This is a genomic window from Winogradskyella helgolandensis (genome assembly GCF_013404085.1).
GTDB lineage: Bacteria > Bacteroidota > Bacteroidia > Flavobacteriales > Flavobacteriaceae > Winogradskyella > Winogradskyella helgolandensis.
Window position 1 is genome coordinate 3,994,688 of the sequence record NZ_JABFHO010000001.1, and the last position, 16,261, is coordinate 4,010,948.

The window sequence follows — 16,261 nt, forward strand, 5'->3', positions numbered from 1 at the left end:
AATTCTGAAGCTTCTTAAATTATTAAACAAAGTTAAATTTAATTCACAATTAACTTCTGAACGATTGATGTGTTTCCTATCGTTAATTCCACAAAATACAAACCGCTTTCTAAACTTGAAATATCTAAAACCGAAGAGTTTCCTTCAAAATTAATAGGTTTCAAAATTGCTTTCCCTTGAATGTTGAAGATATTGACGTCTCCAATTCCAAAATTAGATGAGGCTAATTGAATGGTTACGTTTTCTTTTGCTGGATTAGGAAAGAGACTAAAACTAGTACTATCAAAACCATTTACAGATAAGGTTTCTACAAATTCAGTTTGAAACGTATTGGTGATAATAGGTTCATTAAAATCGAAATATATAGCAGCTGAATTCTCAATGATGTCACCAATAGCATAACCTGCATTTGGTTTTATTTTAAAATACACATAACCATTACTGCCTTCCTCATCATCTTGTTCGGCTGGTAAGTTGATGTTGTCAAAATACCATTCTAGATTACGATCTGTTCTCGTGACCACATAGTTATGACTTGAACGTAACATATGAAAAGTAGAAGCATCTAATTGTGTATCTAAAACATCTTCAATTCTAACATTGATAGCTTCTGCTGTACCCACATTTTGAAAACGAATGGTGTAATACAAATATTCATCTGATGCTGCAAAATCATCAAACAAAATATCTTTTCCATGGGATTCCATTTTATCGTTAGGATCGTAAGAACCGATAATTTCTTCGGTAACAGAAGATTCATTGTTCTCTGAAACTATATCATTCGAAGACGTTGTATACGTTGCCGTGGTGGTAACTAAATCACCAAGGTTCGCAGAGGTTGCTGTTTGTAAATTTACATTCACAATTATCGTTTGTTGAGGTAATAAATTAACAAAATCGAGACTAAAACCATTTGCGTTTGTTGTGGTTAAATAATTGCTACCTGTACTTATACTATTAATTGTTAAATCTTCATCTAATAGATATTCTACAGTTCCTGAAGTTGCAGATATACCTAGATTTTCAAGTATTAAATAGTTAGTGTGACTGAATCCTGGTCTTGGTGTTTCTTGGTTAATAAGATGGACTGAGACATCCTCACAAGACTGGTCATTAACGATAGGGAATTCAACTGTGATAATCTCACCTAATAGCACACTTACATCTTCAAAACTAAGTATCGAAACATCAAAGCAATCTTCGTGTTCACTATAGAAATAGTAATTGATATCAAACGTATCGGTGTCTTCATAACTTGCAATACTGAAACTTCCTGTAGAAGAGGCAACGGTATTAATAACACCGTCATTGTTGGCCTCATAGGTAAAATAACCATTAGAAAAACTAAATTCATTAGCCTCATAAACAGTATTCTCATTATCATCATAAAAAGCAGTTACGTTTATTAAACCAACATCTTCACAATTATTAAATGTTATTGTTATTTCTTCATAAACTTGAGAAGAACATAGATCGTTAAATACAGCAACACCATAATCTCCAGGTTCAGTAACAGTAAGCGTTGCACTTACTTCGCCTGAGATAGCAAACCCATTAAGAAACCATTGATAACTATCTGCATATTGTGATGCTGCATTTATTTCATAAGCATCTACATCGCATAAATTTTGATCAGGACCTAAATCAATTTCAAACTCAGCCTTCAAAGATCCAGAATCAGGTTGACCAAAATTAGTTTGACTGATATATGTAGTGCCTTCCTGACCTGAATAATTGGTTGTTAATAGAATATATATTTCATCTGATAACGCATTGGTAATCGTGAAATTTTCTACTGAAGATGCAGAATAACTACAATCGATAATATTTTGACATGTAGTGCAACCTTCAACTATTTCGTCGCATACATATTCTACCGAGTCAAAAGGCCCAAACAATACAAAATCAACATCTAAATTAGTCCCTTCTGTGCTTAATTGACTAATTTCAATTTCAATGGCTCCGCTATTATCAATTTGGAGACTATTCCAAGATGGATTTGGTGTTGAAGTCAAACAAGACATACTATAAGAACTCGGTATTCCTATAGTATTAGATGTAGTAAATTCAGTCCCATCAGAGCAAAACGGTACTGCATTCTCACAAATCAAATTGGATGAAGCTTCTCTAATGCATAAATCAAATGTGGTAGTCTCTGAAATGTCTATACGTGAAAAGACTCTGACATAATAGTTATTTCCAATGGTAAGATTTTGAACATTAGCAGATGTACTTTGTGAACAACTCAATTCTGTTAATGTACCACAAGCCCCTTCATATAACGTAAAATCTAAATCAGTAGTTCCACCTTCCATATTTAATATAGAAATAATTTGAGCTTCACCTAAGGCTGTAAAAGAAAACCACACATCGTCATTAGGTACACCAATGCAATTATCATTTAAAACACCAGAATCCGTTGCTAAAAAAATGGTGCCAGAAGCAACTATATCACAGGATAATGCATCATTAACAATAACAGGTGTTGCAGTTTCACATTCATCATTAGCAGGAGGACAACCATCTACGTCAAACAAGTTGCTACTTATGGTACAATTATTATCTTGCTCGTTAGTTACAAAGACCTTCACAGAACTTTCAAAAGAGAAAGGACCTACTTGATAAAGCCCTAATTCCGTAACTTGAAGTTTTGCTAAATCAAAATTATTTGAAATTTCTAAAGAAGTAGCATCACCCAAATTGGTTATATTAACGTCTACATAAAATACGTCAGCATCACAATCTAGATTTAAAGTGTAATTGGCTTCTGGTTGTGTGCAATTTAGTTGCTGCACATTAACTATAAAATCTAAAGTTACTCCCCAAGATTCACTGTAACAAGGGTTCGGACTTGCCTGACCAGTATCAGCTGTACCAATTCGCATTCTATGCTCGCCAATCGTTGCTGTTGATGGCACTAAAAATGAAGCCTCTATACTGTGCGGATTGGTGACTCCTGTAGACGAGTCTTGAAAAACTAACTCACTTGAATCAAATGTAAAATCATCATTGAAATCTATCCAAATGTTAGTATAATAAGAAAGTGAATGTTCATAATCTATAATCACAGTATTGTTAAGTCCTTGATAAACATTAACCGCATTTGTGGTTTGATTTTCATAGGTTAGATCACCTAAACTTGGAAAATCGGTATTACCTATAGTCACATTTCCAACTCCTTCCCCATCATTACTAGGAGGAACGGATTCACAATAACCAAAAAAGAGTTGGTAAGGTGTAGACCAAGAACTCTCATCTCCAGGTCCACATATAGATTGCAGGTGAAATTGATAACTTGTATCTGGTAATAAACCTGTAATTACATAAGGGTTTGATGTTACCTCTGCAACAAACACACCTGTTCCTAATTCAAAGCCTTCTATACCATATTCTATATTCCATGAAGTTGCTGTTCCTGTTTCTGTCCAACTAATTACAGCAGAATTTAAACTCTCACTCGTAGCAAATAATTCAATCGGTTCTACACAAGTAACCAAACTTCTAACTCTAAAATTATCTATAAATACATCGACATCTTCCTGATCGTCAACCAATCCTTCAGAACCTAAAATACCGAACTGAACATTAAGACCTGTATAAGCAGATAGATCGACTACAGGATGCTCACCAGATACAGAAACACTTGAATTTTCATCATAAGTTAAAAGTGTTGTCCAAGTTGCACCATTATCTGTTGTTATTAACAGCTGAATAGTATCGTCAGAGCCTAAGGTTCCGGCAACCGTAGAACTGCTCCAATCCATTATACCAAAATCAAAATCGACTTGAAATCCACCTCCTGATAAATCAAAATCTGGGGATAAAAGCCAATCACTTTTTGAATTTAAAAATAAATTTATTTTAAAAGCGCCAACTGTTCCATTATTAAGAAATCCATCTTCACTCCATGAGCCGCTTCCTATACTTGTTGGTCCAGTAGTAGCATCTCCACCATTAGCTTCTTCCCAACATTCTGCTGGTATTGTTGTGAAGTCTTGATAATAATCTGCGCTAATAATATCACATTGTGCACTTGTTTTATGCGTTGTTAAAAAAGCAATACACGTTCCAATAAAGAATAAAAGTAGTTTTTGTTTCATAATGAAGTACTTTGGGTTGGTTAAAGATATAAGAAAATATCAATTTCTTTTGATAATAAAAAAAGCCTCAGAATATACCTGAAGCTTTATTTATAAAATTTGTTTTCAACTTAATTCACAATTAGCTTTTGAACGGTTGAAGTGTTTCCTATAGTTAATTCTACAAAATACAAGCCGCTTTCTAAACTAGAAATATCTAAAATCGAAGAATTCCCTTCAAAATTAACAGGTTTCAAAATTGCTTTTCCTTGAATGTTGTAAATATTTACGCTTCCTGTTCTAAAATTAGACGATGCCAATTGAATGGTGACGTTTTCTTTTGCAGGATTAGGAAAGAGACTAAAACTAGTACTATCAAAACCATTTACAGATAAGGTTTCTACAAATTCAGTTTGAAACGTATTGGTGATAATAGGTGCATTAAAATCGAAATAAATGGATGCTGAGTTCTCAATTACATCTCCAATAGCATACCCTGCGTTTGGTTTTATTTTAAAATACACAAAACCATTACTACCATCTGCGTCATCTTGTTCTGCTGGTAAGTTGATATTATGAAAATTCCATTCTAAATTATTAGCTGTCCTAGTAACTACGTAATTATGGCTAGAACGTAACATTTGAAAAGTAGAAGCATCTAATTGTGTATCTAAAACATCTTCAATTCTAACATTGATAGCTTCTGCTGTACCCACATTTTGAAAACGAATGGTGTAATACAAATATTCATCTGATGCTGCAAAATCATCAAACAAAATATCTTTTCCATGGGATTCCATTTTATCGTTAGGATCGTAAGAACCGATGACTTCTTCGGTAACAGAAGATTCATTGTTCTCTGAAACTATATCATTCGAAGACGTTGTATACGTTGCCGTGGTGGTAACTAAATCACCAAGGTTCGCAGAGGTTGCTGTTTGTAAATTTACATTCACAATTATCGTTTGTTGAGGTAATAAATTAACAAAATCGAGACTAAAACCATTTGCGTTTGTTGTGGTTAAATAATTGCTACCTGTACTTATACTATTAATTGTTAAATCTTCATCTAAAAGATATTCTACAGTTCCTGAAGTTGCAGATATACCTAGATTTTCAAGTATTAAATAGTTAGTGTGACTGAATCCTGGTCTTGGTGTTTCTTGGTTAATAAGATGGACTGAGACATCCTCACAAGACTGGTCATTAACGATAGGGAATTCAACTGTGATAATCTCACCTAATAGCACACTTACATCTTCAAAACTAAGTATCGAAACATCAAAGCAATCTTCGTGTTCACTATAGAAATAGTAATTGATATCATAACTATTTGTTTCATCTAAACTTGCTATTGTAAAGCTTCCAGAAGAGGAAGTAACTGTATTTATAATGCCGTCATTATTTAACTCATAGGTAAAATATCCATTGGTAAAATTGGATTCAGTTGTATCAAAAACCATATTTTCATTATCATCATAAAATGCGCTGACTTCAATAATCCCTGTATTATCACAATCTAAAAACGAAACTACAATTTCATCTTCTGCTAGTGTTTCACAGTTATCATTATAAGCTATAACTTTGTATACACCAGACAAATTAACCTCTATTGAGCTAACATCTATTCCCGAGAATAATAATTCGCCATTATAAAACCACTCATAATTATCTGCGAAAGGTGAAGTAGCATTTAATATTACATCCTCTGCTTCATCATTACAAACATTAATATCTGGTCCTAAAGCGATGTCAAAATCGGCAGTAAGACCACCTGCGCCTTCTTCATTTATATTAGTTTGTGTTATTGAAATAGTACCAGGATCTCCACTATAATTTGTCACTAAAAGGATATAAAACTCACCTGCTTGCGCATTATCTATAGTAAAATTTTCTATGGAACTAGCTGAAAAACTACAATTTACAATATTACCAAAAGGATAAAAATCAGGGTTTTCTGAATCACTAGGGCAATTAGAGCATTCGGAAAAAACAATAGTTTCACATGCCATACCCAAAGAATCAAATGGTCCCCAAACTACATAATCAGCATCTAATAGAACATCATTAACATTTCTTTGTTCAATTTGCATGTTTATTAAACCAGAACTACCTATTTGAACAGCACTCCATGTTGGGTTTGGTGCATTATACAAACAGCCAATACTTCCAAAGCTTTCAACACCCGTTGTGTTATCAATTGTCAACACACCATCTATTGCACAAAACATACTTGTATTTTCGCACATAAATTCTGATGGTGTTTCTCTAATGCATAAATCAAAAGTTGTGGTCTCTGCAATATCATCTTGTGAATAAACTCTAATAAAATAGGTTTCACCAATAGTTAAATTAGAAACAATACTTGAATAACCTTGAGAACAATATATTTCTGTTAAAGCACCACATGTACCTTCATACAAAGTATGGTCTATACTTAACGTTCCATTTGCCAAATTAACAATTGAGATGGCGTGCTCTTCGCTTGTAGCTTCAAAAGAAAACCAAACATCGTCATTTGGTATTCCCTCACAACTATTATTTGGCAAACCAGAATCTGAAGCTAAATTTATAGTACCAGAAGTTAAAACATCACAAGATATTCCACTATTAACAGGTACAACAATCGCCGCATCACATTCGTCATTAGAAGGAGGGCAACCTAAAACTTGAATGATTGAGCTATTGACACTACAAGTTTCATCTTGGTCATTGTCCACGGTAACAATTACATCAACTAAAAAAGGAAAAGGACCTATTTGATACACTCCTGTTGATGTTACAGACGTTGTTTCTTCATTATTATTATTTGAAATTGTTAGTGAAGTGGCATCACCCAAACTCGTCACATCTACATCGATTAAAAATTGATCCCCATTCTCACAATCATTAACCACTTCAAATGTCACTCCTGGATTAATACATGTAGCACAAGAAACCGTATAATTAATACCTTGTGACACACTAGAATTACTACTTTGGCAACTCCAAGAAGCATCCGAATTAATATAAAATGAAATGGAATCTCCTGTAGATTGAAAGGTAAGTCCGCCGATATCACCTCCGTTTCCGTAATTTTCATCTTCTGCGGCATAACCTGGAAATGGTACACCATTAGAATCTAATACCACTAACTCATCCCATGCAGTTTCGAATTAAAGGTTAAATTAAGTGGCGTACCATCTGCACTTGTGTAAGTAAGTATGATTGGATCTGTTGCCCCACCATCACCGTAACAGTAGTCTTGAGTAAGTGAACCATCCCCAACACAATCAATATCAAAATTAGTTTGAAGTGTTGTTGTAAATGTAAATGGTCCTGCAAAATTAGAATATTCTTCGCCACATACCGATTGAACATAATAATCATATGCTGTGTTATTAGTTAAGTCTGTTACACTATACATTGTTTCTGTAACTCCATTAATCATGGTTCCTGTTCCTAGTGTAAAACCTGCAACACCATATTCTATATTCCAAGAAGTTGCTGTTCCTTGTTCTTCCCAGCTAATATCTGCCGAAGTAAAGTTTAAATTATTAGCATTAAGCGCTATGGGTTCGAAACAAGTAATTAAATTCCTCACTCTAAAATTATCGACAAATACTTCTACATCTTCAATATCATCGACTTCGCCTTCTGAAGCTAATATTCCAAATTGAACAGTTTCGCCACTATAGGCCGTTAAATCAATAATAGGATGTTCACCTTCAACAGATACCTCCGAGTTTTCATCATAAGTTAATAGCGGTATCCATGTTGTACCACCATCATTGGTTAATAACAATTGAACCGTATCATCAGATCCCAACGTACCTGCAGTGGTACTACTATCCCATGCCATGATGCCAAAATCAAAATCTACTTGAAAAGGACCACCTGACAAATCAAACTCGGGAGAAAAAAGCCAATCACTTTTATTAGCTAAGTATAGGTTGATTCGGTAAGCACCACTAAGCCCATTATTTAAAAATCCTTCTGCCAACCAAGATCCCGATCCTATATCCATAGGTCCAGATTCAGCATCTCCACTATCTGCTTCTTCCCAACATTCATTAGGTATTACAGAAAAGTCTTCATAATAATTTGGGGTAACGATATCACATTGCGCTGAAGCAATCATCGTAAGAAATAGTGTAATAAAAAATAAAAGTAGTTTTTGTCTCATGTTTAGTTATTTGGGTTGCCTAAAGATATAAGAAAATATCAATTTCTATTGCTAATACAAAAAAGCTTCAGAATATACCTGAAGCTTTAGTTAAAAACTTGTTTTCAACTTAATTCACAATTAACTTCTGAACGATTGATGTGTTTCCTATAGTTAACTCTACAAAATACAAGCCGCTTTCTAAACTTGAAATATCTAAAACCGAAGAGTTTCCTTCAAAATTAATAGGTTTCAAAATTGCTTTTCCTTGAATATTGAAGATATTGACGTTTCCAGTTTCAAAATTAGATGATGCCAATTGAATGGTGACGTTTTCTTTTGCTGGATTTGGGAACATGTTAAAGCGAGTGACATTAAATTCATTTAAACTTAAAGCTACTGAACTTTCAAGATAATCTGGAATAGTATTGTCATTGGTATCATCGTCTGTTGGATCTCCGTTATCATTATAATCTTCGTCTATCGTTAAAATGCCATCACCATCATCGTCGTCATCTAAATAATTTTCTATCTCGTCATTATCTGTATCTACAAATTGGTGTATTGTGTTATTAGATCGTCCTAAAACAATATTAATTTCATCTATAGTTGCAACGTTATCGCCATCATCATCACTGTCTAAATAATTCGGAATCCCATCATCATCAGTATCATCATCTTCTAAATCACCGTTATCATTCAAATCTTCATCGCTATCAATAACACCATCTTCATCAGTATCTGTACAACTGAATTCCTCTACAATTATATGAGTAATGCTAGAACACCCAAAATCTGAAGAATATAACATAACTGCATATTCACCAGGTTCTGTTACCGTAAGTGAAGGTAGGTTTGCGCCTTGTATAGTATTCCCATTAAAATCCCATTCAAAATAATTATCAAAACCAGACAATCCTGTTTCCAATACCAAAGTGCCGCCTGTGCAAAAGCTATAATTACTTTCCATATATATTTCTGGCAACGTATTTACATAAATATCAAAATTAGTAAGCGCAAAGCAGCCACTTGATCCTTCAACTCTAACATAAATAGTTTGTGGATTACTTACGTTTGTAAAATTAGTTGGATCTAATGGAGCAAAATTACCCAAGGCATCAGCTTCATTTATAAAATAAGATAGCGTAAAGGACTCTCCTGACGGATTTATTTCACCCTCGTTTAGTGTTAGATCAAAATCGGTAATTCCATCATTATCATCATCGCAAAGCATAATATCACTTGGAGTTCCCATAGCACCAAAAGGATTTGGTAAAACACGTATGGTTAATGTGGTGTAATCAACACAACCTGTATTAATATCAGTCACTACAACAAATAAAGTTTGTGGATTAGCTCCATATCCATTTATAGAACTATTGGTATATGCTGTTGGATTTGTAATAACATTAGTCTGTGCTTGTGCATCTGCATTGGTTTCATAATAAGTTACGGACCAATCTGTATTACCATTGGTAATCTCAGCATCTTTTACAGTTAAATCGAATACAGCAATTTCATCATTCGTAGAATCATCACATAATGAAAGTGCAGTTGGAAATACAGCTACCGGTATAGGATTAACCACAAGATTTACTGTTGATAAAGATCTGCAACCTAAAAAACCATCAGCCGCTGCATCAATATCTTCTACTCTAATAATTAAAGTTTCGCCGGCAGAGTTATAAGAATTCACTACTGAGTTAATCGCTTGGTTGGCGTCTGCAGTACTCGTGTAATAACTTATTACGAACCCGTCTCCTAGACCAAATGAAGCTGATAAGTCATCTAAATTAAAGTCTGCCGTACCATCTGTAGATGAATTATCACAAGCCATAATAGTTTGTGGGTCTATTACAGTTGCTTCTTCATACAAATTTAGAACTACAAGTTGAGAAAACGCTACAGATCCACATTGATTATAAAATGCTGCAACTTGATAAACATCAGATTGTGTAACTACAAGCGAAGAAGACGTTTCTCCAAACATTTCAAAACCATTCCTATACCAAATAAACCCATCTGCTAATGGCGAGTTGGTTTCTATTGTGACGGAACCAAATCCACACAAGTTTGCTTCCACTGGTGTTTCAGGATCAGAATCTGTATCGCTAAAAAAAACGTCGTTACTTATTATCTCCGCTGTAAATTCTGACGTATTAATCACTACTAAGGTGAGTTCAGTAGTAGCAAAATTTCCCGTAGCATTAGCTTCTAATCGTACATATAGCGTCTGAAACCAACTAATTATATTTATGTAGGAACCGTTTATCGCATTAGTGCCGTTGGAAGCATCACTCTGCGTTTCGTGATATGTTATTGTAAAATCTATTGCACTTTGGGCTCCAAAAACTTGGGCATCTGCATAAGTTAAATCGAATAAAGCAAAACCATCATTGTCATCATCACAAACCTGTAAAGGGTCTGGCTGATAAGCCACCTGAGCAAATGAAATTGTGTTGATTGTTAAGAATAGAAATAGGTAAAGTAGTTTTTGTTTCATAATAGGTTAAATTTGTATCTCTCAAATATAGATTAAATAATATTGTAATGAGTAAATCCATCTCTAGCGTTCAAAATCTATTAATAAAACTGTTTATTTAGCTAAGAGAAAAAATATGACAGCGTAGAGCGTCTAGACCATTTTTAATTGAAGAAAAATGCAAATGATCATTTGTCATAAAAAGGAATAATGAGCTGAAACAATTTTGTTTTTACTTGTTTTGCTTTAGGAAAGCAAAGGGCAATAAGTGAGTCGATATACCACTGAAATAGCATAGTCTATCCGTAATAACCGTTAATTTTCAAAACTCTTTAATGTCTTCTTTTTTTTCATCAGAATTGTATAAAGGTTCAACATTAAAGTGTTCAGAACGTTTTCTTTTATAATAGTCCTTATTCCTAAGTTGTTTACGCATAAATTTTGGTTTATTAAAAACTTCATAAACCTTTAAAGTATTGTTTATCCCTACTTTAGAATTAATTTCTAATTCTATTTGATTTATTAAATTATAAATTTCATCAGCATATTTTAAACTCATGGTCCTATGCGACGCAAATTGTGTTTTACTCTCATAAACCACCCAATACATTTCTTTAGTCTTTAAATAAAGTTGATTAGATTTTCTTTTAGAGAATGCCAAGGAATCAATAGTATTCTTAGGAACAATTCTAATAGGATCACTTTCAATATTAAGGCTCACAGTTTTAAGGCCATTTGCTTTCAAATCTCTTTTTTCTAAGTACATTACAATCCAATGTCTACCAATTCTGGCTTGTACAACGTAATTACCAATAGTTAGATGTTTTAAATTAATCTTTGCATTTGTATTATGCACCTCAATAGTCTCAAAGTAATCTGTATTTAATATGTCGACTTCCTTTATCTTTTCATGTTCTGTAGCTAGTATTAAACTATCACCACTTTTATTCAGTTTTTGTACTAATTTAAATTTTCTGGCTGCAGAACTTGTATTTTTTTGAAATGTAATACCCTGACCATAAGAAAATAGGGTTACCAACATTAATATAAATAAACTATAATCTTTAACCATTATCAACATTTATTTGTGCTCACTACAATATTAATTATATTTATGTTGAAGCGTAGTCGCTATCGGTTCAATTCTTAATGCAATGAAGTTTAAATGATCACATCAAACAGCAATTATTGTTCTTTTATTTAGGATAAAACACTCATTTAGAATTTCAACTTTGTAAAATTAACTCCACATCATATAGATTTAAAATCGAACATTAAAATTATCATTTTTTAGTATCCCAAACCATTAAGTCACTTTGTAGATTAGCTACCTTAACAAATGTTGTTGCTCAAATATTAAGAATTGAAAACGGTAACATAGTTTTTATTTTATAATAGGTTAAATTTGTATCTCTCAAATTTAGATTAAATAATATTGTAATGAGTAAATCCATCTCCAGCGTTCAAAATCCGTTTGTAAAACAACTTGTGCTGCTCAAAGAAAAATCGAGACAACGTAAAAAGTCTGGACAATTTTTAATTGAAGGAAAACGTGAATTATCATTAGCTATTAAAGGCGGTTATAAAATAGATACCTTATTATTTTATCCTGAATTATTTTCGGAAAGCGAAGCTAATGCCTTATCGCAATATGAAATTGAATGCATTGAAATTTCAAAAGACGTATTTCAAAAATTAGCACATCGAGATACCACTGAAGGTGTCATTGCTGTTGTAAATTCAAAAAAACACACACTCGAAGATTTAAAACTCACATCTAAAAACCCACTAATTTTGGTGGCAGAAGCCCCTGAGAAACCAGGAAATATTGGAGCATTATTACGTACGGCAGATGCCGCAAATGTAGATGCTGTAATTATTGCGAATCCAAAATCTGATTTATACAACCCTAACATCATTCGTTCTAGCGTTGGTTGTGTGTTTACTACTGAAATTGCTATGGCAAGCTCGGAGGACGCTATTGCTTTTTTGAAGAAATACAATTTCAATATTTATTCTGCCATTTTACAAGAATCCGAACCTTACTATTCACAAGATTATACGTTACCTACAGCTATAGTTGTTGGCACTGAAGCGACGGGATTAACTGAAGAATGGAGAGCAGCTGCTACTAAAAATATCAGCATTCCTATGCAAGGAGTTATTGATTCTATGAATGTTTCTGTTGCTGCAGGAATTCTTATTTTTGAAGCGAAACGACAGCGTGATTTTAAATAAATAAAAAACTTCAGTTGGAGTGATTTTCGAAGTCTGAGAAAATTGTATCGAGAACTATTGTTACTACGAAGCTTCTCGATACAAAATATCAAAAAGGAAATTTCACTCGAAGTGACGAAAACACACATAAACTATTAAAATGACAGCACAAACCCTATTCTATATTATCCTAGCCATCATTATCATCAACTTTATAGTTGATAAAGTACTCGATGCTATAAATGTCAAACATTATAATGACCCAATTCCTGAAGAATTAAACGACGTGTATGATGCTCAGGAATACAAAAAATCACAAGCCTATAAAGCTGTTAATTATAAATTTGGACTAAAAACATCCGTATTTTCTTTCGCGCTAACGTTAGGTTTTCTGCTTTTGGATGGTTTTGAATATGTTGATAACATCGCTAGAAGTTATTCTGAAAACCCAATTATCATCGCTTTAATTTTCTTCGGTGTTATTATGATTGCTAGCGATATTATAACCACACCATTTGGTTATTATAAAACTTTTGTCATTGAAGAAAAATTCGGTTTTAATAAAACCACCCGAAAGACATTCATACTAGACAAATTGAAAGGCTTACTTATCACGGTTTTTCTTGGAGGTGGCATTATTGCACTTATCGTTTGGTTTTATCAAGTTACCGGAAATCAATTTTGGTTATATGCTTGGGGAATTGTTACCATCTTCACAGTGTTTATGAATATGTTTTATTCTAAACTTATTGTGCCACTATTCAATAAACAAACTCCTTTAGAAGATGGTGAATTAAGAACTAAAATTTCAGCCTATGCAGAATCCGTAGGTTTTAATCTCGAAAAAATATTTATCATCGATGGTTCAAAACGAAGCACTAAAGCTAATGCCTATTTCTCAGGTTTTGGAAGCGAAAAACGTGTCACACTTTATGACACCTTGGTCAACGATTTAGACGATGAAGAAATTGTTGCGGTTTTAGCACACGAAGTTGGGCATTATAAAAAAAAGCATATCATTTTTAATTTAGTAACCTCTATCCTACTCACCGGGTTAACACTTTTTATTTTATCGATTTTTATTTCAAATCCGCTTTTATCACAAGCCATTGGAGTTGAAAAACCAAGTTTCCATGTTGGACTCATTGCATTTAGTTTACTCTACTCGCCTATTTCAGAAATTACAGGATTAATCATGAATTATGTGTCTCGTGTTTTTGAATATCAAGCTGATGATTACGCTAAGAACACTTATAGAGCAGAACCTTTAATAACATCATTAAAAAAACTATCTAAAAATAGCTTAAGTAATTTAACACCTCATAAGGCTTATGTCTTTATGCATTATTCACACCCTACGCTTTTAGAACGTGTTAAAAATTTAAAATCCTAAATTCACAAAACAATAACATAATACCCTTTCATTTTTTATAACTTTGAGTAACCAAAAAAAACAAAAAATCATGACAGAGTTAAAAAATAGAAAAGCAATAATAACTGGAGGAAGCAGAGGCCTTGGAAAAGCAACCGCAATCGCATTTGCAAAAGAAGGCATTGATGTCGCTATTACAGGAAGAAATGACGAGGCTTTAAAAGCAACTGTTGCCGAATTAAAAGAATTTGGTGTCAATGCTATTTATGCGTCTTTTGATGTGAGCAACTATGAAGAGGTTCAGAAAAACATTAAATCTTTAATTGACACTTTAGGTTCTATAGACATCTTAGTAAACAATGCTGGTATTGCAGCTTTTGGTAGCTTAAATGATATGCCTGTAAGTCAATGGAGCCAAATTATACAGACCAATGTTATGGGTATGTATTATGTTACTAAAGAGGTTCTTCCTTATTTAATAGATCAAAATGAAGGTGATATTATTAACGTATCTTCTACTGCTGGTTTAAATGGTAACGCTACAACATCTGCCTATTCAGCTTCAAAATTTGCAGTAATTGGCATGTCGCAATCCTTAATGAAAGAAGTTCGAAAAAATAATATTAGAGTTTGCACACTAACACCAAGTACCATTGCATCAGACATGTCAATAGAATTAGGTATTGCAAATAAAGACTCTGAAGACAGTGTTTTACAACCCGAAGATTTTGCCGAATTAATTGTATCTGGTTTAAAATTACCACGTAGAGCTATGATGGCAAATGCCTCTTTATGGTCTACTAATCCGTAATTTTAGTTTCAAATTAAAATAAGTTATACAAAACCTGCATTAATTGTGGGTTTTGTTGTTTTATAAACTTAAAGTAGTTGTAATTATTAAAAAAAACATATAACATTGTAGTTATTCTAATACTCAGAAGATTGAAAAAAATTCTAGTTTTACTTTTACTGTTTAATTTTCTACCAGGAGTTACACAACCCAAAGCGAACTGTGAGGATATATTAAAAATGGAGTTAAACCTCGATCCAAGCTCTGATAATTTAATTAAATTATTTGAGAGTTTTTCTTTATTCAAAAATTGTGGTTTCGACGATACTGATGTAGAATTTTTATCTAACAGTCCTATTATAGGAACATTAATAGTCCAATTAGCATCAGAGAAGAAAACAGATTCAATACTTACATATCAAACTTTATATGATAAATTAATACTTATAAAAGATTCGGAAGACTATAAGAATAATAAACCTTTTATAACGACTTCATTGACTTTAGAAAAGCGACCAGCAGATATTTCAAACTGGGAAGATGATAAATTACTCTTACAAAAGCTTCAAGTCTCAGAAGATTTTATAAATGCATTTTACAAGTATCTTAAAGAACATTCTAACCCAAACAAGACCTACAAAGACGTATTTACTACATTTAGAGATAAGGAAATTCCAAACAAAAATATTCCGAAAACAGAACTTAAAAGCTTATTCAAAAACGCAGGAAATGTTAATTACGAAGAGATATTAAAAGAATCTATAAAGTTACAGAAACCTCTTCTGCTCTATTTTACAGGTTACGCATGTGTTAATTGTAGAAAAATGGAACAGAATACATTTTTAGATGTATCTATTCAAGAAAGACTTAAAAATGATTTTCATTTTGTGAACTTATACGTGGATGATCAATCGATTTTACCAGAAGATGAATGGACACTATTAGATCACAATGGGAAAACAATTAAAAGTATTGGTCAAAAACACTCTAATTTACAAAGAACAAAATTCAGTTCTAATAGTCAGCCATACTTCGTGTTAATTGACGAGCACGGAATCATAATAGCTAAAATGAGCTATACAAATGACAAAGAAATATTTAAAAATTTTCTAAATTCTGCAAATTAAATAATAAGTAAGCTTATGATTAGTAATTACCAAGATTAACTAATGAACCA

The 16,261-nt window shown here is 32.9% G+C and carries 9 protein-coding genes; 4 read left to right on the top strand and 5 right to left on the bottom strand.

What is annotated here, in order from left to right:
• Window positions 1-38: 38 nt before the first annotated feature.
• From HM992_RS17005 to HM992_RS17025, 5 genes are all read right to left on the bottom strand, one after another.
• Window positions 39-4,100 (bottom strand): T9SS type A sorting domain-containing protein, encoded by a 4,062-nt coding sequence (locus HM992_RS17005; protein WP_179320565.1) that lies wholly within the window; start codon window positions 4,098-4,100, stop codon window positions 39-41.
• Window positions 4,101-4,210: 110 nt separating this feature from the next.
• Window positions 4,211-7,210 (bottom strand): T9SS type A sorting domain-containing protein, encoded by a 3,000-nt coding sequence (locus HM992_RS19940; RefSeq protein WP_179320567.1) that lies wholly within the window; start codon window positions 7,208-7,210, stop codon window positions 4,211-4,213.
• Window positions 7,210-8,244 carry a fibronectin type III domain-containing protein gene (locus HM992_RS17015; protein ID WP_179320569.1) on the bottom strand — a complete coding sequence of 345 codons (1,035 nt, stop codon included), beginning with the start codon at window positions 8,242-8,244 and terminating at the stop codon, window positions 7,210-7,212. The genes HM992_RS19940 and HM992_RS17015 overlap by 1 nt, the downstream gene beginning before the upstream one ends.
• A 109-nt stretch (window positions 8,245-8,353) precedes the next feature.
• Window positions 8,354-10,726: a T9SS type A sorting domain-containing protein gene (locus HM992_RS17020; protein ID WP_179320571.1), complete on the bottom strand. Its 2,373-nt coding sequence runs from the start codon at window positions 10,724-10,726 to the stop codon at window positions 8,354-8,356.
• Between the two features lie 301 nt (window positions 10,727-11,027).
• Complete coding sequence (locus HM992_RS17025; RefSeq protein ID WP_178983906.1) at window positions 11,028-11,777, bottom strand: hypothetical protein; 750 nt, start codon at window positions 11,775-11,777, stop codon at window positions 11,028-11,030.
• Window positions 11,778-12,145: 368 nt separating this feature from the next.
• Between HM992_RS17025 and HM992_RS17030 the strand changes: the two genes are divergently transcribed.
• From HM992_RS17030 to HM992_RS17045, 4 genes are all read left to right on the top strand, one after another.
• Window positions 12,146-12,943: a TrmH family RNA methyltransferase gene (locus tag HM992_RS17030; protein WP_179320573.1), complete on the top strand. Its 798-nt coding sequence runs from the start codon at window positions 12,146-12,148 to the stop codon at window positions 12,941-12,943.
• 139 nt (window positions 12,944-13,082) lie between these two features.
• On the top strand, window positions 13,083-14,315 hold the full coding sequence (locus tag HM992_RS17035; RefSeq protein WP_179320575.1) for a M48 family metallopeptidase: 1,233 nt from the start codon (window positions 13,083-13,085) through the stop codon (window positions 14,313-14,315).
• A gap of 70 nt (window positions 14,316-14,385) precedes the next feature.
• Window positions 14,386-15,105 carry a 3-ketoacyl-ACP reductase gene (locus HM992_RS17040; RefSeq protein WP_179320577.1) on the top strand — a complete coding sequence of 240 codons (720 nt, stop codon included), beginning with the start codon at window positions 14,386-14,388 and terminating at the stop codon, window positions 15,103-15,105.
• Window positions 15,106-15,236: 131 nt separating this feature from the next.
• A complete protein-coding gene (locus tag HM992_RS17045) occupies window positions 15,237-16,211 on the top strand; it encodes a thioredoxin family protein (RefSeq protein ID WP_179320579.1) in 975 nt (324 codons plus the stop codon).
• Window positions 16,212-16,261: the final 50 nt, after the last annotated feature.

Coding starts and splice junctions, on each gene's coding strand:
- HM992_RS17040 (WP_179320577.1), top strand. CDS start 14,386: ATGACAGAGTTAAAAAATAGAAAAGCAATAATAACTGGAGGAAGCAGA.
- HM992_RS17025 (WP_178983906.1), bottom strand. CDS start 11,777: ATGGTTAAAGATTATAGTTTATTTATATTAATGTTGGTAACCCTATTT.
- HM992_RS17005 (WP_179320565.1), bottom strand. CDS start 4,100: ATGAAACAAAAACTACTTTTATTCTTTATTGGAACGTGTATTGCTTTT.
- HM992_RS17020 (WP_179320571.1), bottom strand. CDS start 10,726: ATGAAACAAAAACTACTTTACCTATTTCTATTCTTAACAATCAACACA.
- HM992_RS17015 (WP_179320569.1), bottom strand. CDS start 8,244: ATGAGACAAAAACTACTTTTATTTTTTATTACACTATTTCTTACGATG.
- HM992_RS17035 (WP_179320575.1), top strand. CDS start 13,083: ATGACAGCACAAACCCTATTCTATATTATCCTAGCCATCATTATCATC.
- HM992_RS17030 (WP_179320573.1), top strand. CDS start 12,146: ATGAGTAAATCCATCTCCAGCGTTCAAAATCCGTTTGTAAAACAACTT.